This window comes from Nostoc sp. C057, from assembly GCF_013393925.1.
In the GTDB taxonomy this organism is placed as follows: domain Bacteria; phylum Cyanobacteriota; class Cyanobacteriia; order Cyanobacteriales; family Nostocaceae; genus Nostoc; species Nostoc muscorum_A.
Map to the genome: position 1 here is coordinate 7,369,999 of NZ_CP040281.1, position 22,050 is coordinate 7,392,048.

22 protein-coding genes and 1 riboswitch are annotated in these 22,050 nt (G+C 41.7%); of the genes, 10 read left to right on the forward strand and 12 right to left on the reverse strand.

Annotation, left to right across the window (positions count from 1 at the left end):
* The first annotated feature begins 14 nt into the window (after positions 1–14).
* Both aroF and FD724_RS31075 read left to right on the forward strand, forming a co-directional pair.
* Positions 15–1,115, forward strand: coding sequence for a 3-deoxy-7-phosphoheptulonate synthase (gene aroF / locus FD724_RS31070; RefSeq protein WP_179075282.1), 1,101 nt, complete (start codon positions 15–17; stop codon positions 1,113–1,115).
* Between the two features lie 266 nt (positions 1,116–1,381).
* Complete coding sequence (locus FD724_RS31075; RefSeq protein WP_179075283.1) at positions 1,382–2,326, forward strand: hypothetical protein; 945 nt, start codon at positions 1,382–1,384, stop codon at positions 2,324–2,326.
* Positions 2,327–2,662: 336 nt separating this feature from the next.
* On the opposite strand, the gene FD724_RS31080 is transcribed toward FD724_RS31075, so the two are convergent.
* Together FD724_RS31080 and FD724_RS31085 are read right to left on the reverse strand one after the other, a co-directional pair.
* A complete protein-coding gene (locus FD724_RS31080) occupies positions 2,663–2,863 on the reverse strand; it encodes a heavy-metal-associated domain-containing protein (protein WP_114080641.1) in 201 nt (66 codons plus the stop codon).
* Positions 2,864–3,109: 246 nt separating this feature from the next.
* A complete protein-coding gene (locus tag FD724_RS31085) occupies positions 3,110–3,922 on the reverse strand; it encodes an SDR family oxidoreductase (protein ID WP_179075284.1) in 813 nt (270 codons plus the stop codon).
* 208 nt (positions 3,923–4,130) lie between these two features.
* On the opposite strand from FD724_RS31085, the gene FD724_RS31090 reads away from it, so the two are divergent.
* A complete protein-coding gene (locus FD724_RS31090) occupies positions 4,131–5,105 on the forward strand; it encodes a threo-3-hydroxy-L-aspartate ammonia-lyase (RefSeq protein WP_114080639.1) in 975 nt (324 codons plus the stop codon).
* Between the two features lie 76 nt (positions 5,106–5,181).
* Here the strand turns inward: FD724_RS31090 and FD724_RS31095 are convergent, their stop codons facing one another.
* Entirely contained in the window at positions 5,182–7,323 is a 2,142-nt protein-coding gene (locus tag FD724_RS31095) for a serine/threonine-protein kinase (protein ID WP_179075285.1), read from the reverse strand.
* A 57-nt stretch (positions 7,324–7,380) separates the two neighbouring features.
* Positions 7,381–9,075 carry a serine/threonine-protein kinase gene (locus FD724_RS31100; protein ID WP_179075286.1) on the reverse strand — a complete coding sequence of 565 codons (1,695 nt, stop codon included), beginning with the start codon at positions 9,073–9,075 and terminating at the stop codon, positions 7,381–7,383.
* Positions 9,076–9,271: 196 nt separating this feature from the next.
* On the opposite strand from FD724_RS31100, the gene FD724_RS31105 reads away from it, so the two are divergent.
* Positions 9,272–10,786, forward strand: coding sequence for a phenylacetate--CoA ligase family protein (locus tag FD724_RS31105; RefSeq protein ID WP_179075287.1), 1,515 nt, complete (start codon positions 9,272–9,274; stop codon positions 10,784–10,786).
* 367 nt (positions 10,787–11,153) lie between these two features.
* Here FD724_RS31105 and FD724_RS31110 read toward each other — a convergent pair whose 3' ends face one another.
* The 4 genes from FD724_RS31110 to FD724_RS31125 all read right to left on the reverse strand — a co-directional run bounded on the left by FD724_RS31110 (position 11,154) and on the right by FD724_RS31125 (position 14,089).
* Positions 11,154–12,866: a DUF190 domain-containing protein gene (locus FD724_RS31110; protein ID WP_179075288.1), complete on the reverse strand. Its 1,713-nt coding sequence runs from the start codon at positions 12,864–12,866 to the stop codon at positions 11,154–11,156.
* A 69-nt stretch (positions 12,867–12,935) separates the two neighbouring features.
* A complete protein-coding gene (locus FD724_RS31115; RefSeq protein ID WP_179075289.1) occupies positions 12,936–13,475 on the reverse strand; it encodes a hypothetical protein in 540 nt (179 codons plus the stop codon).
* Positions 13,476–13,546: 71 nt separating this feature from the next.
* A riboswitch (Fluoride riboswitch) is annotated at positions 13,547–13,622 on the reverse strand.
* 80 nt (positions 13,623–13,702) lie between these two features.
* On the reverse strand, positions 13,703–13,885 hold the full coding sequence (locus FD724_RS31120; RefSeq protein ID WP_179075290.1) for a HAMP domain-containing histidine kinase: 183 nt from the start codon (positions 13,883–13,885) through the stop codon (positions 13,703–13,705).
* Between the two features lie 12 nt (positions 13,886–13,897).
* Positions 13,898–14,089 carry a GAF domain-containing protein gene (locus FD724_RS31125; RefSeq protein ID WP_306297102.1) on the reverse strand — a complete coding sequence of 64 codons (192 nt, stop codon included), beginning with the start codon at positions 14,087–14,089 and terminating at the stop codon, positions 13,898–13,900.
* Here FD724_RS31125 and FD724_RS41210 point away from each other — a divergent pair.
* The 4 genes from FD724_RS41210 (at position 14,035) to FD724_RS31140 (ending at position 15,955) form a co-directional block, all read left to right on the forward strand.
* A complete protein-coding gene (locus tag FD724_RS41210; protein WP_256874618.1) occupies positions 14,035–14,157 on the forward strand; it encodes a hypothetical protein in 123 nt (40 codons plus the stop codon). The two genes, FD724_RS31125 and FD724_RS41210, sit on opposite strands and share 55 nt — an antisense overlap.
* A gap of 89 nt (positions 14,158–14,246) precedes the next feature.
* A complete protein-coding gene (locus FD724_RS31130) occupies positions 14,247–14,894 on the forward strand; it encodes an MOSC domain-containing protein (protein ID WP_179075291.1) in 648 nt (215 codons plus the stop codon).
* 282 nt (positions 14,895–15,176) lie between these two features.
* Positions 15,177–15,389 carry a hypothetical protein gene (locus FD724_RS31135; protein ID WP_179075292.1) on the forward strand — a complete coding sequence of 71 codons (213 nt, stop codon included), beginning with the start codon at positions 15,177–15,179 and terminating at the stop codon, positions 15,387–15,389.
* A gap of 185 nt (positions 15,390–15,574) precedes the next feature.
* Entirely contained in the window at positions 15,575–15,955 is a 381-nt protein-coding gene (locus FD724_RS31140) for a DUF6632 domain-containing protein (protein ID WP_179075293.1), read from the forward strand.
* Positions 15,956–15,987: 32 nt separating this feature from the next.
* Here FD724_RS31140 and FD724_RS31145 read toward each other — a convergent pair whose 3' ends face one another.
* Both FD724_RS31145 and FD724_RS31150 read right to left on the reverse strand, forming a co-directional pair.
* The gene (locus FD724_RS31145) at positions 15,988–16,143 is read right to left on the reverse strand and encodes a hypothetical protein (RefSeq protein ID WP_179075294.1); all 156 of its coding nucleotides are present in this window, start codon (positions 16,141–16,143) and stop codon (positions 15,988–15,990) included.
* 35 nt (positions 16,144–16,178) lie between these two features.
* The gene (locus FD724_RS31150; protein WP_179075295.1) at positions 16,179–16,766 is read right to left on the reverse strand and encodes a Uma2 family endonuclease; all 588 of its coding nucleotides are present in this window, start codon (positions 16,764–16,766) and stop codon (positions 16,179–16,181) included.
* 153 nt (positions 16,767–16,919) lie between these two features.
* On the opposite strand from FD724_RS31150, the gene fni reads away from it, so the two are divergent.
* Together fni and sppA are read left to right on the forward strand one after the other, a co-directional pair.
* Positions 16,920–17,969 carry a type 2 isopentenyl-diphosphate Delta-isomerase gene (gene fni / locus FD724_RS31155; RefSeq protein ID WP_179075296.1) on the forward strand — a complete coding sequence of 350 codons (1,050 nt, stop codon included), beginning with the start codon at positions 16,920–16,922 and terminating at the stop codon, positions 17,967–17,969.
* 80 nt (positions 17,970–18,049) lie between these two features.
* Positions 18,050–19,885, forward strand: a complete 1,836-nt coding sequence (sppA, locus tag FD724_RS31160) for a signal peptide peptidase SppA (protein ID WP_179075297.1) — start codon at positions 18,050–18,052, stop codon at positions 19,883–19,885.
* A 99-nt stretch (positions 19,886–19,984) separates the two neighbouring features.
* Here sppA and FD724_RS31165 read toward each other — a convergent pair whose 3' ends face one another.
* Together FD724_RS31165 and FD724_RS31170 are read right to left on the reverse strand one after the other, a co-directional pair.
* Complete coding sequence (locus FD724_RS31165; RefSeq protein ID WP_179075298.1) at positions 19,985–21,088, reverse strand: aromatic ring-hydroxylating dioxygenase subunit alpha; 1,104 nt, start codon at positions 21,086–21,088, stop codon at positions 19,985–19,987.
* A gap of 19 nt (positions 21,089–21,107) precedes the next feature.
* Complete coding sequence (locus FD724_RS31170) at positions 21,108–21,839, reverse strand: DUF3865 domain-containing protein (protein ID WP_179075299.1); 732 nt, start codon at positions 21,837–21,839, stop codon at positions 21,108–21,110.
* Between the last annotated feature and the right edge of the window lie 211 nt (positions 21,840–22,050).

The window sequence follows — 22,050 nt, forward strand, 5'->3', positions numbered from 1 at the left end:
ACAAGGAAAAACAGATGATTATCATCCTTAAGAGCGGTACACCTGCTGAGGAAATTACCCGTATCAGCGAAGAACTGAGTGAAACTTGGAAAGTTACGGTAGAAAAAAGCGTTGGAACTCATAAAGTTGTACTAGGGCTAATTGGCGATACCACTAGCATCGATAAATTACAGGTTCAGGAATTTAGCCCTTGGATTGAACAAGTATTACGGGTGCAACAACCTTTCAAACGGGTAAGCCGAGAATTCCGACATGGAGAAGCCAGCGAGGTTGTTGTACCTACACCCAACGGTGATGTCTATTTTGGCGAACATCATCCAATCGTAGTGGTAGCTGGGCCTTGTTCCGTTGAAAATGAAGCGATGATTGTCGAAACCGCAAAGCGCGTCAAGGCAGCAGGAGCGCAATTTCTGCGTGGTGGAGCTTACAAACCCCGCACTTCACCTTATGCCTTTCAAGGTTATGGTGAAAGCGCTTTAGATTTATTAGCAGCAGCGCGGGAAGCGACTGGTTTGGGTATTGTCACAGAATTGATGGATGCTGCCGATTTATCAGCAGTGGCGAGAACAGCTGACATAATCCAAATTGGAGCTAGGAATATGCACAACTTCTCGCTGTTGAAAAAGGTAGGCGCTCAAGATAAACCCGTGCTGCTGAAGCGGGGGATGTCTGCCACAATTGACGAGTGGTTGATGGCAGCAGAATATATTTTGGCATCTGGAAACCCAAATGTAATTCTTTGTGAGCGGGGAATCAGAACCTTTGATGGTAAATATGCCCGGAATACTTTAGATTTATCGGTGCTTCCGGTGTTGCGATCGCTGACCCATTTACCGATTATGATCGATCCTAGTCATGGTACTGGTAGGTCTGAATACGTTCCATCAATGGCAATGGCTGCGATCGCAGCTGGTACAGATGCCTTGATGATTGAAGTTCACCCCAATCCCGCAAAAGCTTTATCTGACGGGCCGCAATCTCTCACCCCTGATAAATTTGACCGCTTAGTTCGAGAAATGTCAATTATTGGCAAAGTAGTCGATCGCTGGCCTACACCTGCATTTGATAGCATTAACGATAAACGCATTCGCTTCATGCCAGAACTATCAAAGTAGACAGAGTGTAATCTCAGCTGATTTTTTGTGAATGGCTAAACCCGATCAACAGATTTTTTAAACAAAAGAATCCGTTGGTCGGGTTTTCATCAGCACGAAAGACTACTTATTGTAGAGACGGCGATTCATCGCGTCTCTTGCCTTAACCATAATAATTTTTATTACTTAGGATAGTTCCGATTTAAATAAAATTGTATTTAAGATTACAAGGTAATAAAAAACTAAATTTGTGGGGAATTAATTTCCCCTGCTACCAAGGAGTAATAATGGTTTTAAGTCAATATCAACGTGCTGTGGGCGTATTTACTCATCGTCGAGATGCAGAACAGGCGCTACATGAGTTGAGAGATTCTGGCTTGGCGATGGACAAAGTATCTGTAGTTGTACAGAATGCAGACCGCAATCATGAAATTATCGAGGATGAAATTAAAGAGCGCACTGGTGATAAAGCTGACGAAGGTGCAACAGTAGGAGGTCTTTCAGGGGGCGCTGTTGGTGGATTGACTGGTTTATTAGTAGGTCTTGGGACTTTAGCAATCCCTGGAGTTGGGCCAATAATGCTGGCTGGCGCAGCTGCAACTGCTTTGGTTACAACCCTTGTTGGTGCAAGTATTGGTGCTGCTACTGGGACTTTTGCTGGTGCATTAGTTGGTTGGGGAATATCAGAAGAACAAGCTAGATCATATAACGAGCGAGTAGAGCATGGACACTATTTCATAATCGTGGATTGTACATCTTTTGAAATTGCTAAAGTAGAAGCAATTCTACAGCGTTGGGGTATTGAAGAATTTGGCATTTACGAACCTATAAGTATTGAGCAATTATCTCCAAATTCTACTACTACCATTCCTAATAAAAGTGGGATTTTGAGCAAATATGCTGTTAGTTGCTTCGATAACATAGAGAATGCTAAAGCTGCAATTAACGATATGTATATCACAGGGTTTTCAGCAAATCAGATGTCTTTAATTTGCAAAGACCTTTCTCAATTTATTGGGTTAACTGGTATTAATTTAAGTGAGCGCTTTGACGCGATGAGGCTAGGAATAGCAGATGATTGGGCACGCTTTTACAACGAGCAAATTGAGCAAGGAAATTACATACTCATCGTTAGCGGCACAGACAATGAGCTTGAACAGGCTAGCTTTATTGTAGGCAATTATGGAGTTCAGGAATGTCAAATTTATGACCCAATGTTAATCCGTTCTTGAAAACTAGCACTGGGAATTTTAACAATTTTGTTAGAACAAACAAATATATAGCAATACTTTCAAAATCCTCCGGTCTTTAGCTGTAAGTAGGTAGACATAATTAAATATAAAATAAACTCTTAGTTTGTAGTGAGCGATTTATCGCTCAGAGCAAGGATTATCAGGACTAAAGTCCTTACTACAAACTTTAAATTTATTTATGACTAGATACTTATGTGTTGCAGCTTATAACTTTATTCGAAATATTCCGCCCGTAAACCGGGCGAATATGTAACAAAGCAATTGTGCAAACTAAATTATTACATCTAAATTTCCTCAGAAATTTTGATGAAGACATTAATAGCCTTCTATCGTATAACCAGCAGATTGAACTATCTGTTTAATCGACTCTTCAGAAGCCGCAGTATCTACAGTTACGGTTTTAGCATCAACATTCACATCTACCTTGGCATCAGATTCCATCGTCAAAATAGATTTAGTTATTTTCTTGGCGCACTCATCACCTTTAATATCCGGAACTTTCAATTTAATTGCCATTACTTACCTCAGTTCATCAACTTTTATTTCTATTTCATCAATATAATAACGGTTGAGACAATGAAGAAACATCTTACTAGAGTCAGGGAATTGAGCATCCCTAGGATAGTAATAAATAATAGCTAGACTTAAATTATTAGTTGTTGGATGGCTAATACATCTGGTTTTTGGTAGATGCCATTGTGCAATTTGTTGTGTGAAGAAAGTAACTCTGGCGATTTAGTTGAAAAAGGATAAAATATCGAGCTACCTATTTTTTTGGAGTTCGTGCATACTTCTCACAACCTTTGTTACTAGATTTCTGGGTGTAAATCTGACGCTTTCGGTCAATATTTTATTTCTCATCCCAGGAACAACAACAGTTTTATTTTTCATTAAACCCCGATAACCAATCTTAGCAACGGTTTCCGTATCCATCATTCTGTTAACATTAGCAATCTTGGAATCTTCCATTGCAGCAGTTTGTTGGAATTCTGATGCTGTTGGGCCGGGACAAAGAACAGTAACGCTAACACCAGTACCCTCTAATTCATTAGCAATCGCTTCTGAAAATGATAAGACATAGGCTTTAGTAGCAAAATAAACCGCCATTAGAGGCCCCGGTTGAAAAGCTGCTGCTGAGGCGACATTTAATATTTTTCCATAGTCTTGCTCGACCATATCCTTGAGAAATAACTTTGTTAAATGTGTCAAAGTCACCATATTTACCTGGAGCATTTGCAGTTCAATACTGAGGTCTGTTTCGCTGAATGCTCCATAAGTACCAAAGCCAGCATTGTTAACCAGCACATCAATTTTGATGGATTCTTGCTGGAGTTCTCTAAAAATTTCTTCTGGAGATGTTGGGATAGATAAATCCTTAGTCAAAATTTTCACAAAAATCCCAAACTTTTGCGGAAATTCATTTATGATTTCTGTAAGTTTTTGTTCATTCTTATCCACTAACACCAGATTATAACCATGACGAGCAAAAATCTGGGTTAATTGATAGCCGATCCCACTAGCCGCTCCTGTAATTAGAGCAGTTTTTTTTTGCCGACTTTCAGATGTTTTATTCATGCTAGAAAAATGGCGAATGTGAGTTAATTAATTTAAGTTTTATAAAAATAGCTACAACAATATATAATGTTTGCGGTAGCTATTTTTATGCAGACAATAAATGATGCTATCTACCTGAAACGAGTATGCTTCAATCAAGCATAAGAGACGTAAATATAAAAATCTGTATCTATATAAACAAGATCAAAAATATTTAATTTTTTCATTAATGTCACAACCTAATTCCGTTACTATAACTGATGTGCAAGCAGCACAAGAGCGAATTTTGGGAATTGCCCATCGCACGCCTGTGCTAACTTCTAGAATGGTTAACGATCGCACCAATAGCCAAGTATTCTTTAAATGCGAGAACTTTCAACGCACCGGGGCATTTAAATTTAGAGGGGCGTACAATGCCTTAGCGCAACTATCGGTAGCACAAAAACAAACAGGCGTTCTCACCTATTCATCAGGAAATCATGCCCAAGCGATCGCTCTAGCTGGAAAAATCCTCAATATTCCCACCACTATTGTCATGCCTGATGATGCACCCATTGTCAAACAAACTGCTACTCGTGGCTATGGTGCAGAGATAATTTTATACAATCGTCAAGAAACAAACCGAGAAGAATTAGCCCAAAATTTAGCAGATGATAGCTCTTTGACACTCATTCCCCCTTACGATCATCCTCATGTAGTCGCCGGACAGGGGACAACTGCTTTAGAACTGATTCAAGAGGTTGGTGAATTGGATTTGCTATTAGTTTGTTGTGGCGGTGGCGGATTACTTTCAGGATGTGCGATCGCAGCCAAGTCACTTTTACCCAATTGTAAAGTAATCGGGGTAGAACCAGCACTTGCCGACGATGCTACCCGCTCTTTTCACACCAAAACCCTGCAAACTGTCAAGAATCCTGATACCATCGCCGATGGTGCGCGGACTCCTAGCCTTGGTAAAATTACTTTCCCCTTAGTGCTGCATTACGTTGATGATATGGTGACGGTATCTGAAGAAGCGATTCTTCGCACCATGTTTTTCTTATGGGAACGTCTGAAAATTGTCGTTGAACCCACAGGAGTACTTGCAGCAGCAGCCTTACTCGAAGGTGTGGTGACAGCACCAGAGTCGAGGATTGGTGTCATCATCAGTGGTGGAAATATCGATTTGGCGCAAGTTGGTAAATTGTTTTCTGGTGGATTTTGACACCCCCACCCCTTTAAGGAGTGGGATTGCAAGGTTTTAGCGAATCAACTTATCTAATTGGATTTCCCCGATATTTTTAATTCTTCTGGGGAGTCACCTCTGCACTAGGCGTAGGTGTAGGTTCAGGTGTGGGGGTTTCTGTAGGTGTAGGTTCAGGTGTAGGTTCAGGCGTGGATGTTTCCGTGGGTGTAGACGTTGGCGTAGGTGTTGGCGATGGGGGAGGAGTGGGATTTTCTGCTGTAACGGTGAGTTCATAGTCTACTGGTTTCGATGCTGTGGAAACCACGACAAACTCGTAAAATCCGTTTTCTGGTAATTTAGTTGATAAACTGCGCTTGGTAGAATCTTCTAAGAATTGGATTTTGCCAGAGGGTGAATAGACTGATAATAAAACTTGGGAATTTGCTTCTAGTTTGAATTCCAGAGATTGATTTTTAGCAAGTCCAGCAATAAATACTTTGCCACTACCAGGTTGAAGATTACCACTGACTGTTTTGCCAGTAGCGCCCGGATCAAAGACAAGTTTCTGGAAAGCGCTACCGGAGAGGATCGCACTGAGTTTATCGCTAACAAAACCGTACCAAACTTGTCCAATGGGCTGATCGCGGAAATCTTTACCACGCTGTTCCGGGAATACACTTAAAAATGCAGCGTCTCCCAAATCATACAAAGAACGACTACCAACGTTGATTTTGTTGACTTCTACTTTCCAGCGATCGCGTTCAGCGCTTGTATAAGTTCCCAGTTGTCGGCGGGTGTTGGAACTCAGGGGTGCTAGTTTTTCCAGCAATTCTGAGGCTGTTTTATCCCATTCTGCCCGCAAACCCTCATCTTCAGTCCCATCGCTGAGAGTGCGCCCGCGTACACTGGGGTTTCTGTCCCAAAAAACTTGATTCACCAAGTTCACATAGAAGTTAGAGTTAATCCCCAACTGTTGACGGCGATCGTTTAATTTTTCTTTACGCTGCCGTTCTGCGGGTGAATATTGCGCTAAAGGATCGGTTGGTTGGTTACTGGTTGGAGTCGGGCTAGCTGTGGGAGTAGGTTGAACTTCCCCGATATCGTTGCGGCTGCTATTCACTCCCCACCAAATTAATCCAACACTACCAGCTACCACCGCCGCCACTAGGAAGATTTTTGTTGGTGTCCACCAAGAAGGAGAGGGAGGAGATGAGAAAGATGGGGGAGGGGGGGAGACGGCGACGGTGGCGGATGTGGGTTGTGGTGGGGTGGGATATTGAGTTGGGGGAAAGTTAGCTGGGGGCGGGTTGAGGGCTTCGATTACTTGGTGAACTGATTGATAGCGATCGCTTGGTCTGGCAGATAGCATTTTATCTAATACCTGTGCCAAAATCGGACTCACGTTTACTTCCCGTCGCCACTGCCAGGTTAAATTATAGGTATCAATTAATTCTTGGGGCTGTTTCCCTGTCAGTAAAACCAACATTGTTGCAGCTAAAGCATATAAGTCGCTGTGAGGAGATACTAACCCAGTTTGCATCTGTTCTGGGGGTGCAAATCCAACCTTACCTAATAGGGTTGGTGATGGGGAAGATGCAACCATACCGGGTTGGTAATATTCGGAAGCTACGGTTGCTACTACTTGTTTGACACCGCCAAAGTCAATTAAAACTGGCAGTTTGTCAACAGTGCGAAGCATTAAGTTATCTGGAGAAATATCTCGATGAATTACTCCGAGTGAGTGAATGTATTCCAACACTGGCAAAATTTGCTGCAACAATTGGCGTATTTCTGCCTCTGTAAAGCGCAAACCTTGTTGTAACCGCGCATTTAACAAAGAATTGTAAGTTTCCCCTTCTACATAATCTTGTACCAAAAACAGATATTCTTTGCCCCCTAAGTTTAGCCGCAGCAGTTCCCGGAAGCGGGGAATTTGCGGATGTTGCAGTTTATAGAGAACACTCGCTTCTCTCTCAAACAGTTCTTCTGCTTTTTGAACAACGTAAGCGGTTTGAACTTGGGGGGAAAATTCTTTTAAAACACAAAGTTCGCGGAAACGGTTGACATCTTCGGCTAAATAAGTCCGTCCAAAGCCACCTTGGCCAATTTGACGCACAATTACATAGCGATCGCCTAAAGTTAGTCCCGGTTGGATACTATAACTCATGGGCGCACCCGACAATTTTTCACCACACTGGAGACAAAAGCGACTACCTGGGGAATTTTCATGTCCTTTATAACAATATATTTTGGTCATTTGTCATTGGTCATTTGTCATTTGTTATTTGTTATTCTTCCCTAGTCGCCAGTCTCCTTACTTGCCAGATTGTACTTTACTGACTTGATCGGCTGCGATCGCATACCAAATTTGACCGAAGGTCTTTTGATTCAGTTTCCCACGCTCCTGACGAGGAAACAACCGATCAAATTTTTCATTTGTGTCTTTGTTCAGTTGCTCAAGTGTATAGTCCCCAAATTGGCCGGATCGCGCTTGTCGTCTCCATGTATCGTAATCTTTTTGACTATATTTACCTAATTTTTGACGAGATTCTGTACTGAGCTTTGCCTGTTCTATTTTATTCAATAAATCGTCAGCAATACCAGACCATTCATCTCGTAAACCAGCATCTTCAGGTTTAGATGTCAGGCTACGTCCCTTTAATTCTGGTTTTTTAGTATAAAATAAATCGTCTACGAAGGGAATAAAAAATCCTTCAGTAATTTCTAGCTGTTGACGACGACTGATAATTTCTTGGAGATTAGGATTTTTTCCTTTGTCACTACCTGGTTTCCCGCTTGGGAATTGGGGAATTTGCGGTAATGAAATTGATGGGATGGTAATTGAAGATACGCTGCGAATGACTGCATTTACTACCCCCCAAGCACCTGCGCCGGTTAAGACAACTAAAGCTGTTCCCCCTAAACTCATCATAAAAGGACGAATCCAAAGAGGGAAAGATATCGGTTTGGAGATCGCTTGCGTTCTATTCTGGAATCTACTCACAATAGCGCTGGCGCGTTGTCTTCCCGGAGCAACTACCATCGTCTTAATCTTGCTGGTAATCGAATTGCCAGTTGATTTAGCCGCACTTGTAGATGGTAAATCTTTCAGGACTTGCTCGGCTCGTTGATAGCGATCGCTCGGTTTATAAGCCACCATCTTTTTTAACACCGCTTCCAGTTTGGGACTAACTCGGATTTGTTTTCCCCAACCCCAAATTCCCTGGTAGCTGTCGTATAATTTTTGCGGTTCTTGCCCTGTGAGCAACACCAGTGACGTAACTGCTAAGGAGTATAAATCACTACTAAAAAATGCTTTCCCTTGCCGTAGCTGCTCTTCTGGAGCATAGCCTTTTTTACCTAGCAAAGTATTATTCCCCACCAACTTCGTCTGCCAAAAACCTTGAGAAGCTGGCAATTGTTTGACACCACCAAAATCAATCAGCACGGGTAGATTATCAGAACGCCGCCAAATTAAATTATCAGGAGAGATATCACGGTGAACAACATCTTGTGAGTGGATGTAGGCTAATACAGGTAAAATCTGTTGCAGTAGGGTGATTACTTCCTCTTCACTGAAAGTCTTTCCTTGGCTCTCGCGTTGTTCTAATAGTTGGTAGTAATTGTCACCATCTATATAATCTTGTACTAAAAAGAAAAAATCTTTAGTACCTATTTTCACTTGTAGCGAGGCGTGAAAACGCGGAATCTGTGGATGCTGGAGTTTTTTCAGAACATTGGCTTCTCGCTCAAATAACTCTTTAGCTTTTTGTAAATCTTGATGTTCTTGTACTTGGGGCGCAAATTCCTTCAGCACACAGGTTCGATGGGATTGACTTATATCCTCCGCCAAATAGGTGCGTCCAAAGCCGCCCTGCCCTAAATGACGGATAATTTGATAGCGATTATCCACAACCTGTCCCACAGCAAGAGGTAATGGTTCACCACAATGGGTACAAAAGCGGTTACTACCATTATTTGTGTGTTGTCTACTGCAATAGAGTTGCATGGTGCTGAAGGATAAATTAATGTTTTATTGGATGACTACAACGCGCATATCCTCATTTTCGGATATCCTACGAATTACGTTAGCGGCGTAAGAGCGTCATTACGAATTACGTTAGCGAAGCGGTAGCGAGTCTTCGAGCGTCATTACGAATTATTTTAACGGTGTTGGTTCATTTTCAGGATAAACAACAAGCGTCATGAACTCCATACCACGACAGCAGCGAGTAATTAAAGCATTTGAAGATTTTTTATCTACCCCCCTAGAAACGATATTGCAACGGCATCTCAACACTCAAACTTCGGCAGCTTTAACTTTATTTCATGATGTGGCGGCTAATGTACCTGCCTACAAAGCTTTTTTAGCTGAAAGGGAAATTAATCCCGCGAGTATTCAAACCTTGGAGGAGTTTCAAAGACTCCCAGCGATCGCTAAACAAAATTATATACTGCGTTATCCCTTAGCTGACTTGTGCCACAACGGACAACTAGAAGGGTGCGATATGATCGCCGCTTCATCAGGTTCTAGTGGTAAACCAACATTTTGGCCTCGTTTTTTCACAGATGAACTCCAAATCGCCACACGTTTTGAACAAATTTTTCACGATAGTTTTCATTCAGATACCAGACGTACCCTAGCAGTGATTTGTTTCACTTTAGGCACTTGGGTAGGTGGGATGTTTACCACTAATTGCTGTCGTTATCTTGCTAGCAAAGGTTATCTCATCACCGTAATTACTCCTGGTAACAACAAAGAAGAAATCTTGCGAGTTGTCCAAGAACTGGGTTCAGCTTTTGAGCAAGTGGTGCTGTTGGGATATCCGCCATTTTTAAAAGATGTAATTGATACTGGTATTGCCCATGGTGTAGAGTGGCAGCAATATCAGATTAAATTGGTGATGGCGGGAGAAGTATTTAGTGAAGAATGGCGGAGTTTAGTAAGCGAACGAGTTGGTTCACAAAATCCTTGCTATGATTTTGCATCACTTTACGGCACTGCGGATGCGGGAGTTTTGGGTAATGAAACACCCTTAAGTATCTGCATTCGCCGTTTTTTGGCAGAAAATCCCGATGCAGCTAGAGCTTTATTTGGGGAATCGCGTTTACCCACGTTAGTACAATACGATCCCTTCACTCGCTTTTTTGAAGTTCACGATGGCGGATTGTTATTTTCAGGAGATAACGGTATTCCCTTAGTACGTTATGACATCTTAGATACTGGCGGGATAATTAGTTATGATGCCATGCTGCAATTTTTAGCAGAATGGGGATTTAACCCGCTTGAAAATCTTCGTTCTGACACTCAACAATCACCTAGAGGTATTTATCAGCTACCTTTTGTTTATGTCTTCGGCCGTTCTAACTTTACAGTTTCTTACTTTGGCGCAAATATCTATCCCGAAAATGTGACGGTGGGATTAGAACAACCAGGAATTCAAGAATGGGTGACTGGTAAATTCGTGTTGCAGGTGAAGGAAGATGCAGATAAAAATCGATTTTTATATGTGGTTGTGGAGTTAGGAGCAGGGGTAGAGGGTAGTGAAGAGCGAAGACTTGCGATCGCATGTTCTATTCTTTCACAACTGCTACGTCTAAATAGCGAGTTTGCTAATTATGTTCCCGCAGAATATCAAACACCACAGGTTACATTAGCACCAATGGGGGATGCTGAATATTTCCCTATTGGGGTGAAACATCGTTATACGCGTCAATAGTACTAGAGAGGCAGTCTAGTAAAATAGTTGACAAAAAATTGAAGAAGAATTCAGAAGTCAGAATTCAGGAGTCAGAATAAATCAGTCGGGGATTCAGACCCGCGACTGATTAAAGACCACCAAATCGTAGATTTAGTGGGGGTCTTAAACCCGGCTATTCAGACGCTCTCTACGAGACGCTGCGCGAACGTGGACTCGCTTTAAGCGAAGCCATGCCGTTGGCGCAGCCTCTCGTAGAGAAGGCTTTACGCTGCGCTATCCGCCACTCGCACAGAATTCATTCTGAATTCTGACTCCTGACTCCTGAATTCTGTTCGATAAATAAGGTTCCATAAGGAAATGCTGTCCCAAACCAACGGTTCAGCTATCACGGTAATAATTCCTCACATCGTAATAAAACAACTCTTACTTCTTTGAGTTCATCGATATGTTCATCTAGAAAACGTCGCAGCTTATCCTCTTGATCAACTAATTCCAGGCATTGAGGGAGTTTATGATGAGGAAATTCATGATGGTCATGGTGCAAATGATCTCCTTTTAAAAATCCCAGCGAAACTCGGTGTACTACAACTTGCTCAATCCCAAAAGCTTTGGCACGGGAGGCTAAATAATAAGTGAGAGTGGGGGCTGTTAATTTTTGCCAAAATGTTTTTTGGGGTACGCGAGTTCCAGAGTGAAAATACAAACGCAAAACTGTCAAATTGTGCATTTCAATTTCTTCTCTTTGGTGTACAAATCCCCAAAAATGCAGATCATTGAATAAATGAATTTGTTTTTCAATCTTTTTTTCCACAGCCCGAGCAGGTTCTAGGGATTGAGTAGCCAAACTCAGTCCTTCTTGCACAGGCATAAAATGGTACTTGCCTGAGCCAAGGCGCTGTGCATTATAGATACCAGCATGACCAGAAAAAATATAGCTCGCCACACAAGCGATACCAATAAAGACTCCCGACTCTAAACCAAAGAGTTCAATTCCCATGAAGGTTGAGGCTATTGGTGTATTTGCTGCTCCACCAAAGACAGCTACAAATCCCATGCCTGCAAGTAAAGGTGTAGGTAACGCCAATATTAAGGACAAAGCATTGCCTAATGTTGCACCAATATAAAATAGAGGGGTTACTTCTCCTCCTTTAAAACCTGCTCCCAAAGTTAGAGCGGTGAAAGCTATTTTCTCAGCAAAATCCCACGGTGGTAACTGGGTGTTAAAAGCATCAACAATTGTAGGAATACCCAGTCCAATGTATTTTGTAGTTCCGACTGCCCAAACAGCCAATGCCACAATTAAGCCGCCGATGGCAGGGCGTAAAGGAGGGTAGGAGATTTTTTCTTTAAAAATGTGGTTGATTCGGTGAGTCAGCTTGGCAAAAATCATCGCGACAATTCCAAAGATTGCGCCAGCGATAATTGCTGAAATCAGCCCCATGACTGTGACTGTGGGGACAACGGGGGCGTGACGATATGCTGTATGGTGTAAACCCAACATTAAGGTAACGCGATCGCCTACGACTGCTGCAATTAAACAGGGAAAAAGTGCATCGTGTTGGATTTTACCAATAGCTAAAACTTCTAAACCAAAGATGGTTCCAGCTAAGGGAGTCCCAAAAACTGAAGCAAATCCTCCACTTAAACCAGCCATTAATAAAATTCGCCGATCTGCGTGTTTGAAGTGGAATATCTTTGTCAACCGATCTGCGAGTGAAGCTGCTATTTGTAAAGCTGTACCTTCACGCCCGGCTGAACCCCCAAATAAATGAGTTAGGTCTGTACCTAACAAAACTAAAGGAGCCATCCGCAAGGGAATAATATCTTTGGGGTTATGAATTTCTTCAAGTAAAAGATTATTTCCTGCCTCTACTCTTTTGCCAAACTGATGATAAATCCAACCGCTTAAGAAGCCGCCCAGTGGTAATAATGCAATTATCCAAAGATGAGATTCCCGCCAATTTGTTGACCATTCCAATGATGCCAAAAGCGCAGCAGAACCTATCCCAGAAAGAATACCAACTACAAAGGAGATGATTAACCATTTACTGAGTTGAGGTAAGGCAATTAACTGCTCTAACTGGCGTAATTTATTCATATTTAAATTACCTTAATTTTTGTAAGTTTAGCTTTATCTCTTTATGAACCCAAGTAGATATCCCAAAAATCAGCTAATAAAATTTGCTGATTGATATAGTCTAGAACGAGCTAAAATTTCATCAATCAATTGACTATTTTTTAAAACTAAATAAATCTTCCTAATAACTTTAAAAACAGATAAATTATTTGCTGGTTTTATGCTGGTTATACCAATTCTCCAAAAGATGGCTACGGATAATGACGCTCTTACACGCAGACGCGGAGATTGATCTGTTGCGAGATTATAGAGAATTGGTATTACAAATATGTATTTCTGATTTACAAGATTTAATACTAACTGACTCTCTGAGCTTTTAAGCAACGACTTCTGTGCAAAAGAGTTCTCTAGTAATTCTGCTAGTTTGAATGTGACAATATTGAAGTGTTTTTTGATATTCGCTTGAAAATAACTCAGTAAAATTTTATTGTTAAAGCAGCAATCTTTGATTACCTTAATTATTAGAGATACTCCATCAGCCTGATTTAAAGCTGCTCTGGGCCTTTCTAAAAATAGACTCTTGAGAGTTTCTAGCCTTATTTTGATAACTCTAAAAAAAATTTTACCCACCTTACTTACCTCATCTTGGCTGATAATTCTTAGCTATAATTACCTATCTTTTGACAGAAGGTTAATGTAGCGTTGAACTAGAAACTATCAGCCGTGAGGGCGGTTCTCTGGTTTTTCCAGAAGGCGAGTTTCATCACCACTTTCTTTGTAATACCAAAGTCTCCACTAATTTGTCAAGGGATTAGAGCAGTCAACTTTTTAGCTTCTGTCTTCATTTGCTCTAGCCGTCAAAAATACCATCCATTTACAGGCATCCCAAGAACAACCAGAGGTAATTGAACACTCACTTTAGTACCGATCACAGTGTCAGATTCAATGGATAATTCTCCACCATGAGCATTGACAATACGTTTGGTAATGACAAGTTTCAGCCCTGTACACCAAATTTCGCATAGATGCAGCGATCGCATCGCCCACGAAGTTTAAAGTCTGGCATCTGCTATTATCAACCCAAGACGATGTGCAATAAGTTGTAATTGCTGTACATCGCGCTCAGTAAAATTGTGGGATTTGAAGTTACCAACGTGCAGAACCCCAATCACTCCCTCGTCAACAGGTAATGGAACGCCAACGAGCGATCGCAGTTGCTTACCAAGAAGAACCAACTGCAACAACTGATAAGGGTTCGGTGTTGATTTGTATTTCTCAACCTGGAACGGCAAAATTGGTGTTAGATATTTAAGAAATTCCTCTGATAATCAAGTAATATCAAGCATATTATCTATCAGGCTTAATATCGGTACAAAATTTTATTAGAGGAGATATTAAATTGTGCAAGTTATCTCTGTCAACGTAGGACTTCCCCGTGAAGTGCTTTGGAAGGGCAAAACAGTTACAACTGGGATTTTTAAAGAACCAGTTGAGGGACAAGTGATGATGCGATCGCTCAACTTAGATGGGGATAGACAAGCTGATTTGAGTGTTCACGGGGGGAAAGACAAAGCAGTTTATGCTTATCCATTCGAGCATTATGACTATTGGCGGCGCAAGTTACCTGACATGGATTTGCCCTGGGGAATGTTTGGTGAAAACCTTACTACGGTTGGGCTGTTAGAAGATGAGATTAATATTGGCGATCGCTTTCGAATCGGTAGCGCAGAGGTAATGGTGACTCAACCTCGAATGCCTTGTTATAAACTCTTAATCAAGTTTGGACGTGCAGATATAGTTAAACAGTTTTTAGATAGCCGCCTAACTGGGTTCTACTTTTCAGTGCTGCAAGAGGGTCAAGTCGGAAATGGTGATACTTTGTCGTTAATCAGTCGAGACTCAAATAATGTCACTGTTGCTGATATTACCCGACTTTATGCACGGGAAACACACGACCTAGAACTGTTACACCGCGCTGTACAAGTTGAGGCTTTACCTACAGGTTGGCGAGACTATTTTCAGCAGCAAATCGAGAAGTTTAAAAGATGAATTTCATTAATGTTAGAAAATAAAGCTGTAACCCTTTCCCTGTATAAATTTTAGAGCTACTCCATATCCTCTGAGTGAAGATATGCGAAATGTGCAGCGCCAAGCATTTGCTGGGATGCTGTGGAGCAAGCAATTTTATCACTATATTGTAGAGGATTGGTTGAAAGGCGATCGCTTTTTGGTTGATTGATGCCACGCAAAAAAAACTAGAACCGCAAAGTTTGCTAGAGAGGGTCAGATATTCAAGTAAACTAGGGGACACAGAGAAGATGAGGTGTATAAATGGCAAGAAAAAGCCCTCAACCAAAAGCGACATCCTCTGAAGTACTAGAATGCGTGCAACAGAATTGTCCCAGTTGCGGCAAACCCATGTGGAATGAGTACAACAATCTTCGGCGTGTGAGAACCCTCAAAGGAGTGGTACAACTGCTCTTAAAAATTCGCCGCAGACTCAAAAGCGGCTTTGACACAGACGGCGTAATGAGCAACAAGTAGGCATCAATCATCCTGAATGATGCCCATTGCTTTGCAGACGATTCAGTGTTGAATTAGCTTTAAACCACAATAAACATCAAGATTCCTAACACTCTCAAGTTGAAGTGTCACTAGTGAGAATACTATTAAAAGTAGGCATTCCATTAGTAGAAACTACCCTGGAAAAATAGTGTGAGGTTGAAGTAATGGATGAGCAGCATCGGTACTTGCCAATCGCCCTTGTTGTTGTTGGAATTGCTTTTCTCCTGATCTATCCGTTGATGAATATCTGGCCATCGGGCTGGTCATGGCAACCAGGTCAACACGAATACGAACAGATGATCGTCGGCATTTATGGGACGCTCGGTGTATTTTTACTACGGGCTTCTCGAAAACCAGAAGCGCATCTCAGTTTAATCTGGTTCACCGTCTGGTCGAGTTTTGTCCACGCACTGATCATGGCGGTACAGGCAGCGATTGATCCTGTGGAACATGGGCACTTCTTTGGCGACATTCCAGCATTGATCTTGGTGGCAATTGTCCTTGGTTTCCTAGCGTCACGCGAAGTAGTTTCAGTGCATGAATGAACGCGGCATAACAAATCTAGGACTTACGCAAATTATCTCTCAAACTCTGATTTCTCTGTGCCGCGCCAGTTGCTACAAGTCGGGGAACCCGCCCAACGCACTGGCTTCTCTGTGCCTCTGTGGTAGCCTGCGGCAAGCCACTTCGTGTCTACGTTATTCCGTAACTCGTGCGTAAGTCCTAAAATCATTTGAATTTTCCCCATTTCCGATGTAAGAAGGGGCTTTATTCCTCAATCAACTCAAAATCAACTCGCTCATAAATATCACGCAAGGCAATTTGAAAATCGATAGAATCTAAGACTAAAAGTGCATCTTCACCTTCATATTCTTTAAAAATCCATTGACTTTCTGCTTGCTTTGCAAATTGTTCCGCAGCAAAACTATACCGGTCAATCATAATATATTCTTGAAAACCAGGAATTGAACGATAATATTTAAACTTATCTGTTTTGTCATAATTTTTAGTTGAATTTGATAAGACTTCAACAATTAATAAGGGATTCGTAATAATTGTTGTACCTGTTCCCTCATAAATAGGCTTACCTTTGATGACTATAATATCAGGATAAGTATAAATGCGATGACGAGGTATTGATAATTTCACATCCCCTATGTAAATATCATAATCTTGTCCTTGCACAGTCAGGGGAAACTTGCGACAAAAATTAAGTGCAATTTTGTTGTGGTTGGTTGTTCCCCCTGTCATTTGTATAATTTCTCCATCTCTGTATTCATTTTTATATTCAGCTTTTTCTTCTAATTCCAAATATTCTTCTGGGGTGTAGTAGCGCTTTTCTGTTTGTAAAACCATATTAATTAACTCATAAAATGAGGGAATGGATATGTTATCAATAGCGTAACTTACCCTAAAGATAGGGAAAATAAATATTTTTGTTATAAAAATACGGTTGCAGACAATGTAACAATAGCGATCGCAAGCAAATACTTTTAGCCATACCCACCAGTGAACGCCCCTACCAACATCTCTGCACAAACTCAGAATCGCAAAGCCGATCACATTCGGATCTGTTTAGAGGAAGATGTTCAGTCTCATCAAATCACCAATGGACTGGAACGTTATCGTTTCACCCATTCTTGCTTACCCGAACTGAACCATGACGATATTGATATCAGTACAGCTTTCTTGGGGAAACACCTTGGCGCACCCTTGTTAATCTCTTCCATGACTGGTGGAACAGAACAAGCCGCAATTCTTAATCAACGTTTGGCCCAAGTCGCGCAACACTACAAAATTGCAATGGGTGTCGGTTCCCAACGGGTAGCGGTAGAAAAACCCCAGGTGGCTGATACTTTTGCTGTCCGCAAGTATGCGCCCGATGTCCTGCTATTTGCGAATCTGGGGGCTGTGCAACTTAACTACAAGTACGGCTTAGATGAATGTCTGCGGGTAGTTGATATCTTAGAAGCTGATGCCCTAATTTTACACATTAACCCTCTACAAGAGTGCATTCAACCCAAAGGTGATACTAATTTCCGGGGTTTGCTTGACAAGATTTCTACATTGTGTTCAAAATTGCCAGTACCAGTGATTGCAAAGGAAGTTGGTAACGGCATTTCAGCAGCGATCGCCAACAAACTCATTGCCGCCGGAGTAGCAGCAATTGATGTCGCTGGTGCAGGGGGTACTTCTTGGGCAAAGGTAGAAAGCGAACGGGCAGAAAATCCCTTACAACGTCGATTAGGGAAGACTTTTGCCGATTGGGGTTTACCGACGGCAGAGTGCATTACAACTATTAGAGCGATCGCTCCTGATGTGCCCTTAATTGCTTCAGGAGGTTTGCGTCATGGACTGGATGTTGCAGCCGCGATCGCCTTGGGAGCAGATATAGCTGGTTTAGCAATGCCTTTTTTGCAAGCAGCGGCAATATCAGAAACAGCAGTTGCGGAACTTGCTGAAGTATTAATCGCCGAAATCACCACAGTCTTATTCTGCACTGGCAACGCTACCTTGTATCAGTTAAAGCACTCTGGCAGTTTACAGCGCATAGAATAAATTAAGTAGGTCATTCATTAGCCATTTGTCCTTTATCAATGCCCCATGCCCAATTCCCAATTCCCAATAACTAATAACTAATGCGTAATTTTATCAAACAAACTTTTGCTAGTTTAGTTGGCACATTATTAGGACTAATTATTTTTGGTGGTCTAGGAACCACTGGACTATTGTTGCTAATATTCGCTGCTAGCTCGTCTAAAGATACAGGGCCAAATGTAAAAGATAAGTCAGTGTTGGTTTTTGACTTGTCGATGAAAATTACTGATAGCGAACCTAGTTCTGACGAACTGTTTCAAAACACAATATCAGGGGTGGATGATGAAAGAATGGCACTCCGCAAAGTTGTAGAAACTTTGGAAAAAGCACGACGCGATCCGCGAATTGTTGGGATCTACCTCGATTCAACTAGCGCTAGTCAAGCTGGTAACGTCGGCTATGCCTCCCTTAAAGAAATTCGGAAAGCGCTGGAGGAGTTTCGCGCTTCTGGGAAAAAGATTGTGGCTTATGGCAGTGATTGGAGTGAAAAGGAATATTACCTGAGTTCAGTGGCAGATTCCATTGTGCTTAATCCTTTGGGAATGATGGAAGTTAACGGTTTGAGTTCACAACCGATGTTTTTAGCGGGTGCATTACAGAAGTACGGTATTGGTGTGCAAGTCGTGCGAGTGGGTAAATTCAAAGGTGCTGTAGAACCGTTCATCCTCAAAAAATTGAGTCCAGAAAACCGCGAGCAAACTCAGAAATTGTTAGATGATGTTTGGGGAGAGTGGCGTACTACTGTAGGTGCAAGTCGGAAAATTGAACCTAACCAGTTGCAAGCGATCGCAGATAGTCAGGCGGTACTAGAAGCCACACAAGCCAAGACTAGCGGTTTAGTCGATCGAGTAGCATACCCTGATGAAGTGGTAAGTGACCTCAAAAAGTTGACAAATAGCGATAAAGACGACAAAACATTCCGACAAATTAACCTAAATAACTACGCAGAAGTTTCTGGCAAATCTTTGGGTGTAGAACGTAGCTCAAAAAATCAAATTGCCGTTGTTTATGCTGAGGGTGAAATTGTCGATGGTAAAGGTGATGCTGGACAAGTAGGAGGCGATCGCTTTGCCAAAATCTTCAGCAAACTCCGACAAGATAAGGATGTGAAGGCTGTTGTATTGCGGATTAATAGTCCTGGTGGTAGCGCTACCGCAGCCGAAGTTATGCAACGAGAAGTGAAATTAACCCGTGAAGCCAAACCGGTTGTAGTGTCAATGGGTGATGTAGCCGCCTCTGGGGGTTATTGGATTGCTAGCGACTCTAATCGCATTTTTGCTGAACCAAATACTATTACAGGTTCCATAGGTGTATTTGGGTTGCTATTTAATGGTGAAAAGCTGGCCAATGATAACGGCATCACCTGGGATTCGGTGAAGACTGGAACCTATGCTGATAGTCAAACAGTTTCGCGTCCAAAATCGCCTCAAGAGTTGGCACTTTATCAACGTAGTGTTAACCGTATTTATAATATGTTTCTGAATAAAGTTTCTCAAGGTCGGAAACTCCCAGAACAAAAAGTTGCAGAAATTGCCCAAGGAAGGGTTTGGTCGGGTTTGGCGGCGAAGGAAATTGGTTTGGTGGATGAAATTGGTGGTTTGAATAGTGCGATCGCTTATGCTGTCAAAGAGGCGAAACTAGGAGAAGACTGGGAAGTGCAAGAATATCCTCGCACTAGCAGTTTCGGAGAACGCTTTTTTGGGCGTGCAACTGAAGAGGCGCGGACTGCTTTAGGAATTGAAGCGGCGCAACTCAAACCATCTAACCCCATCATCACTGAATTCCAGAAATTGCAACAGGAAGTAGAGATTCTGCAAAAAATGAACGATCCACAGGGAGTTTATGCCCGTTTGCCTTTCAACTTGAAAATTGATTGACATCCTCACCGGATCTATCCAGCGATCATAACGACAATGCCCTTGCGATCGTAAGGGCGTTGTCATCAATCTTCTAGACTTGATACTGAGGAAAGTGTATTAGGGTTGGTAGTACTTCGACAAAACTTGATGGAAGTGAGAAATTCCATATTCAATGTCTGCAAGCTGAAGTACACCATAAGCTTTGGAATGAACACTTGCTTGTAGCGATCGCACCACCCCAAAGTCTTCATTTAACACCCGCTCAAATTCAGGTCGAAATTCATCCTGCTTATAAGGAAATGCTTCAATCTGGGCTTTTGTTTGATAAATAAAAACCTCAAACTTAGTTCTTGTGGGAGATAAAGGAGTCAGCCGAAAAACTGAAACTTTGTCTCTTGCGGTATTAATCATCATATTGGGAAAGATGAAGCCCTGGTAAGATTGTCCCCTTGGTTCTCCTGAAAAAGCGGGGTGATCTTTCACAAATTCATCATCTGTAAAAGGAACATATATCTGATAGTGTTGCCCAGTTGGAGTGTAAATAATATTCTTCGGATCGAAACACTTTAAACTTTGGGCATGAACAACTGACAAGTGATAACACTCTAGATAATTCTCAATAGGAAATTTCCAATTGGCTGGCTCTTCATAAAACCAGTGGTCAACCTGCTGAAGTTCCTGCCAACGGTGCTGATATTGCTCTAAGTAAGCTGAAAATCCAGCCAAATAACTTACTAAAGATTGCCCTTCTGCTTCTGAGTTAACAAAGATAAAGCCGCCCCATGTCTCTACTCTTCCCTTAGCTAGATAGACAGCCGACTTATCTAAATTGGAAAAACACTCAGCGCGAGGTAAACCTTTAAGATTGCCTTCATAATTGAAATTCCAACCATGATACGGACAACGCACCCGTTGACAATGACCCTGCCCTTGCAACATTTGCGCTCCGCGATGCGGACAAACATTGTGCATCCCTCGCAATATGCCATTATTATCTCGAATCACGAACATGGGCTGATCGCCAACTTGGCAAGTTAAATAATCCCCAGGATTAGGTAAATCAGATTCACGTCCTACAAACTGCCAGGTGTTACGCCAGATAGTTTGCTGCTCATAAGCAAAAATTTGCTCGCTAAAGTAGTAATCACCAGGTAGTCCAAATTTTGGTTTATTAGTATTAGGAGTTTCATCCACAAATGATGGATGGGTGAAGATATTCATAGTATTAAGTTCTATTTAATCAATGGTGTTGAGCGATCGCTGTACTCAGAACAACCTCAGATGAGATTGCCTCTTGCGCTAATTCCTGCCACCAGACCTGCATTGCATCGATCATTGCCCGAAACCCTGCTGCAAACTCTCCAAATTCTTCGGGTTGTATGTAGGTTGCCAGACATGTTCTCAAGCCCGCTTCATGTTCAATTTCCCACTCGTTTAAATGCTTGCTGAAGAAATATTCCAAATCTTTGGGCATTGCTCCTTCCAGCAACCAATCTAGAAGTTGCACGATTAGAGTTAATTCTGGAATTGAGGTTGCCTCGATCGCATAGATTGCCCCAAGCACATAGTGTATTTGTTTATCAAATACCGATTGCATAGTTCTCAGCAGTTTGAATGTAGCTATTGACGGCATTGTGTTTTTCACAGGAACGCCTAGTCCTTCTTCTAGCCCTTCAGCTAAAAGTGTGTAATGAGAGATTCCTTGGGTAGTGCTACCCATTTCCTCAGCTATATTTTCTTTGAGTTCTTGGGCTACACTGTTCCATCCAGCTGCCAGGGCTTTCTGTCTTGCTAACTCTGTGAAACCCACCAACTCCTTTGGAAAAATCGAATATTGCTGCATGACATAAGCAATCTGAGCAAAGCTTACCTGACTAAGTATTTTTACAACAGGATTTTCTGTAATGCTAAATGCCACATAATCCTGAGCGAGCAGTTGATTAAGCTGCTTTGTTAAGTGATTAAATTCCATTAAAGTTTTAGTCCTTTGTTATAGATTTTCTGAATGCCAATCTAGCTTTGAAATTTGCTATGAATTAACGTAAAACTGATATTTTATATAGCCAAAATAACTTTTGTAACTTTATAAATCTTGAGTAAAGGCACTGAAAATAACTAAATAATTAAGTTGATTGAAATTAGTATTTATACTAGAAAGTAGCCTAAATTCTAACTATTTCAGT

Excerpts from the sequence above, each read along its gene's own strand:
- aroF (WP_179075282.1), top strand. The coding sequence starts at position 15 with ATGATTATCATCCTTAAGAGCGGTACACCTGCTGAGGAAATTACCCGT.
- FD724_RS31075 (WP_179075283.1), top strand. The coding sequence starts at position 1,382 with ATGGTTTTAAGTCAATATCAACGTGCTGTGGGCGTATTTACTCATCGT.
- FD724_RS31080 (WP_114080641.1), bottom strand. The coding sequence starts at position 2,863 with ATGGCAATTAAATTGAAAGTTCCGGATATTAAAGGTGATGAGTGCGCC.
- FD724_RS31085 (WP_179075284.1), bottom strand. The coding sequence starts at position 3,922 with ATGAATAAAACATCTGAAAGTCGGCAAAAAAAAACTGCTCTAATTACA.
- FD724_RS31090 (WP_114080639.1), top strand. The coding sequence starts at position 4,131 with ATGTCACAACCTAATTCCGTTACTATAACTGATGTGCAAGCAGCACAA.
- FD724_RS31095 (WP_179075285.1), bottom strand. The coding sequence starts at position 7,323 with ATGACCAAAATATATTGTTATAAAGGACATGAAAATTCCCCAGGTAGT.
- FD724_RS31100 (WP_179075286.1), bottom strand. The coding sequence starts at position 9,075 with ATGCAACTCTATTGCAGTAGACAACACACAAATAATGGTAGTAACCGC.
- FD724_RS31105 (WP_179075287.1), top strand. The coding sequence starts at position 9,272 with ATGAACTCCATACCACGACAGCAGCGAGTAATTAAAGCATTTGAAGAT.
- FD724_RS31110 (WP_179075288.1), bottom strand. The coding sequence starts at position 12,866 with ATGAATAAATTACGCCAGTTAGAGCAGTTAATTGCCTTACCTCAACTC.
- FD724_RS31120 (WP_179075290.1), bottom strand. The coding sequence starts at position 13,885 with ATGCGATCGCTGCATCTATGCGAAATTTGGTGTACAGGGCTGAAACTT.
- FD724_RS41210 (WP_256874618.1), top strand. The coding sequence starts at position 14,035 with ATGGAACGCCAACGAGCGATCGCAGTTGCTTACCAAGAAGAACCAACT.
- FD724_RS31135 (WP_179075292.1), top strand. The coding sequence starts at position 15,177 with ATGGCAAGAAAAAGCCCTCAACCAAAAGCGACATCCTCTGAAGTACTA.
- FD724_RS31140 (WP_179075293.1), top strand. The coding sequence starts at position 15,575 with ATGGATGAGCAGCATCGGTACTTGCCAATCGCCCTTGTTGTTGTTGGA.
- FD724_RS31145 (WP_179075294.1), bottom strand. The coding sequence starts at position 16,143 with ATGATTTTAGGACTTACGCACGAGTTACGGAATAACGTAGACACGAAG.
- FD724_RS31150 (WP_179075295.1), bottom strand. The coding sequence starts at position 16,766 with ATGGTTTTACAAACAGAAAAGCGCTACTACACCCCAGAAGAATATTTG.
- sppA (WP_179075297.1), top strand. The coding sequence starts at position 18,050 with ATGCGTAATTTTATCAAACAAACTTTTGCTAGTTTAGTTGGCACATTA.
- FD724_RS31165 (WP_179075298.1), bottom strand. The coding sequence starts at position 21,088 with ATGAATATCTTCACCCATCCATCATTTGTGGATGAAACTCCTAATACT.
- FD724_RS31170 (WP_179075299.1), bottom strand. The coding sequence starts at position 21,839 with ATGGAATTTAATCACTTAACAAAGCAGCTTAATCAACTGCTCGCTCAG.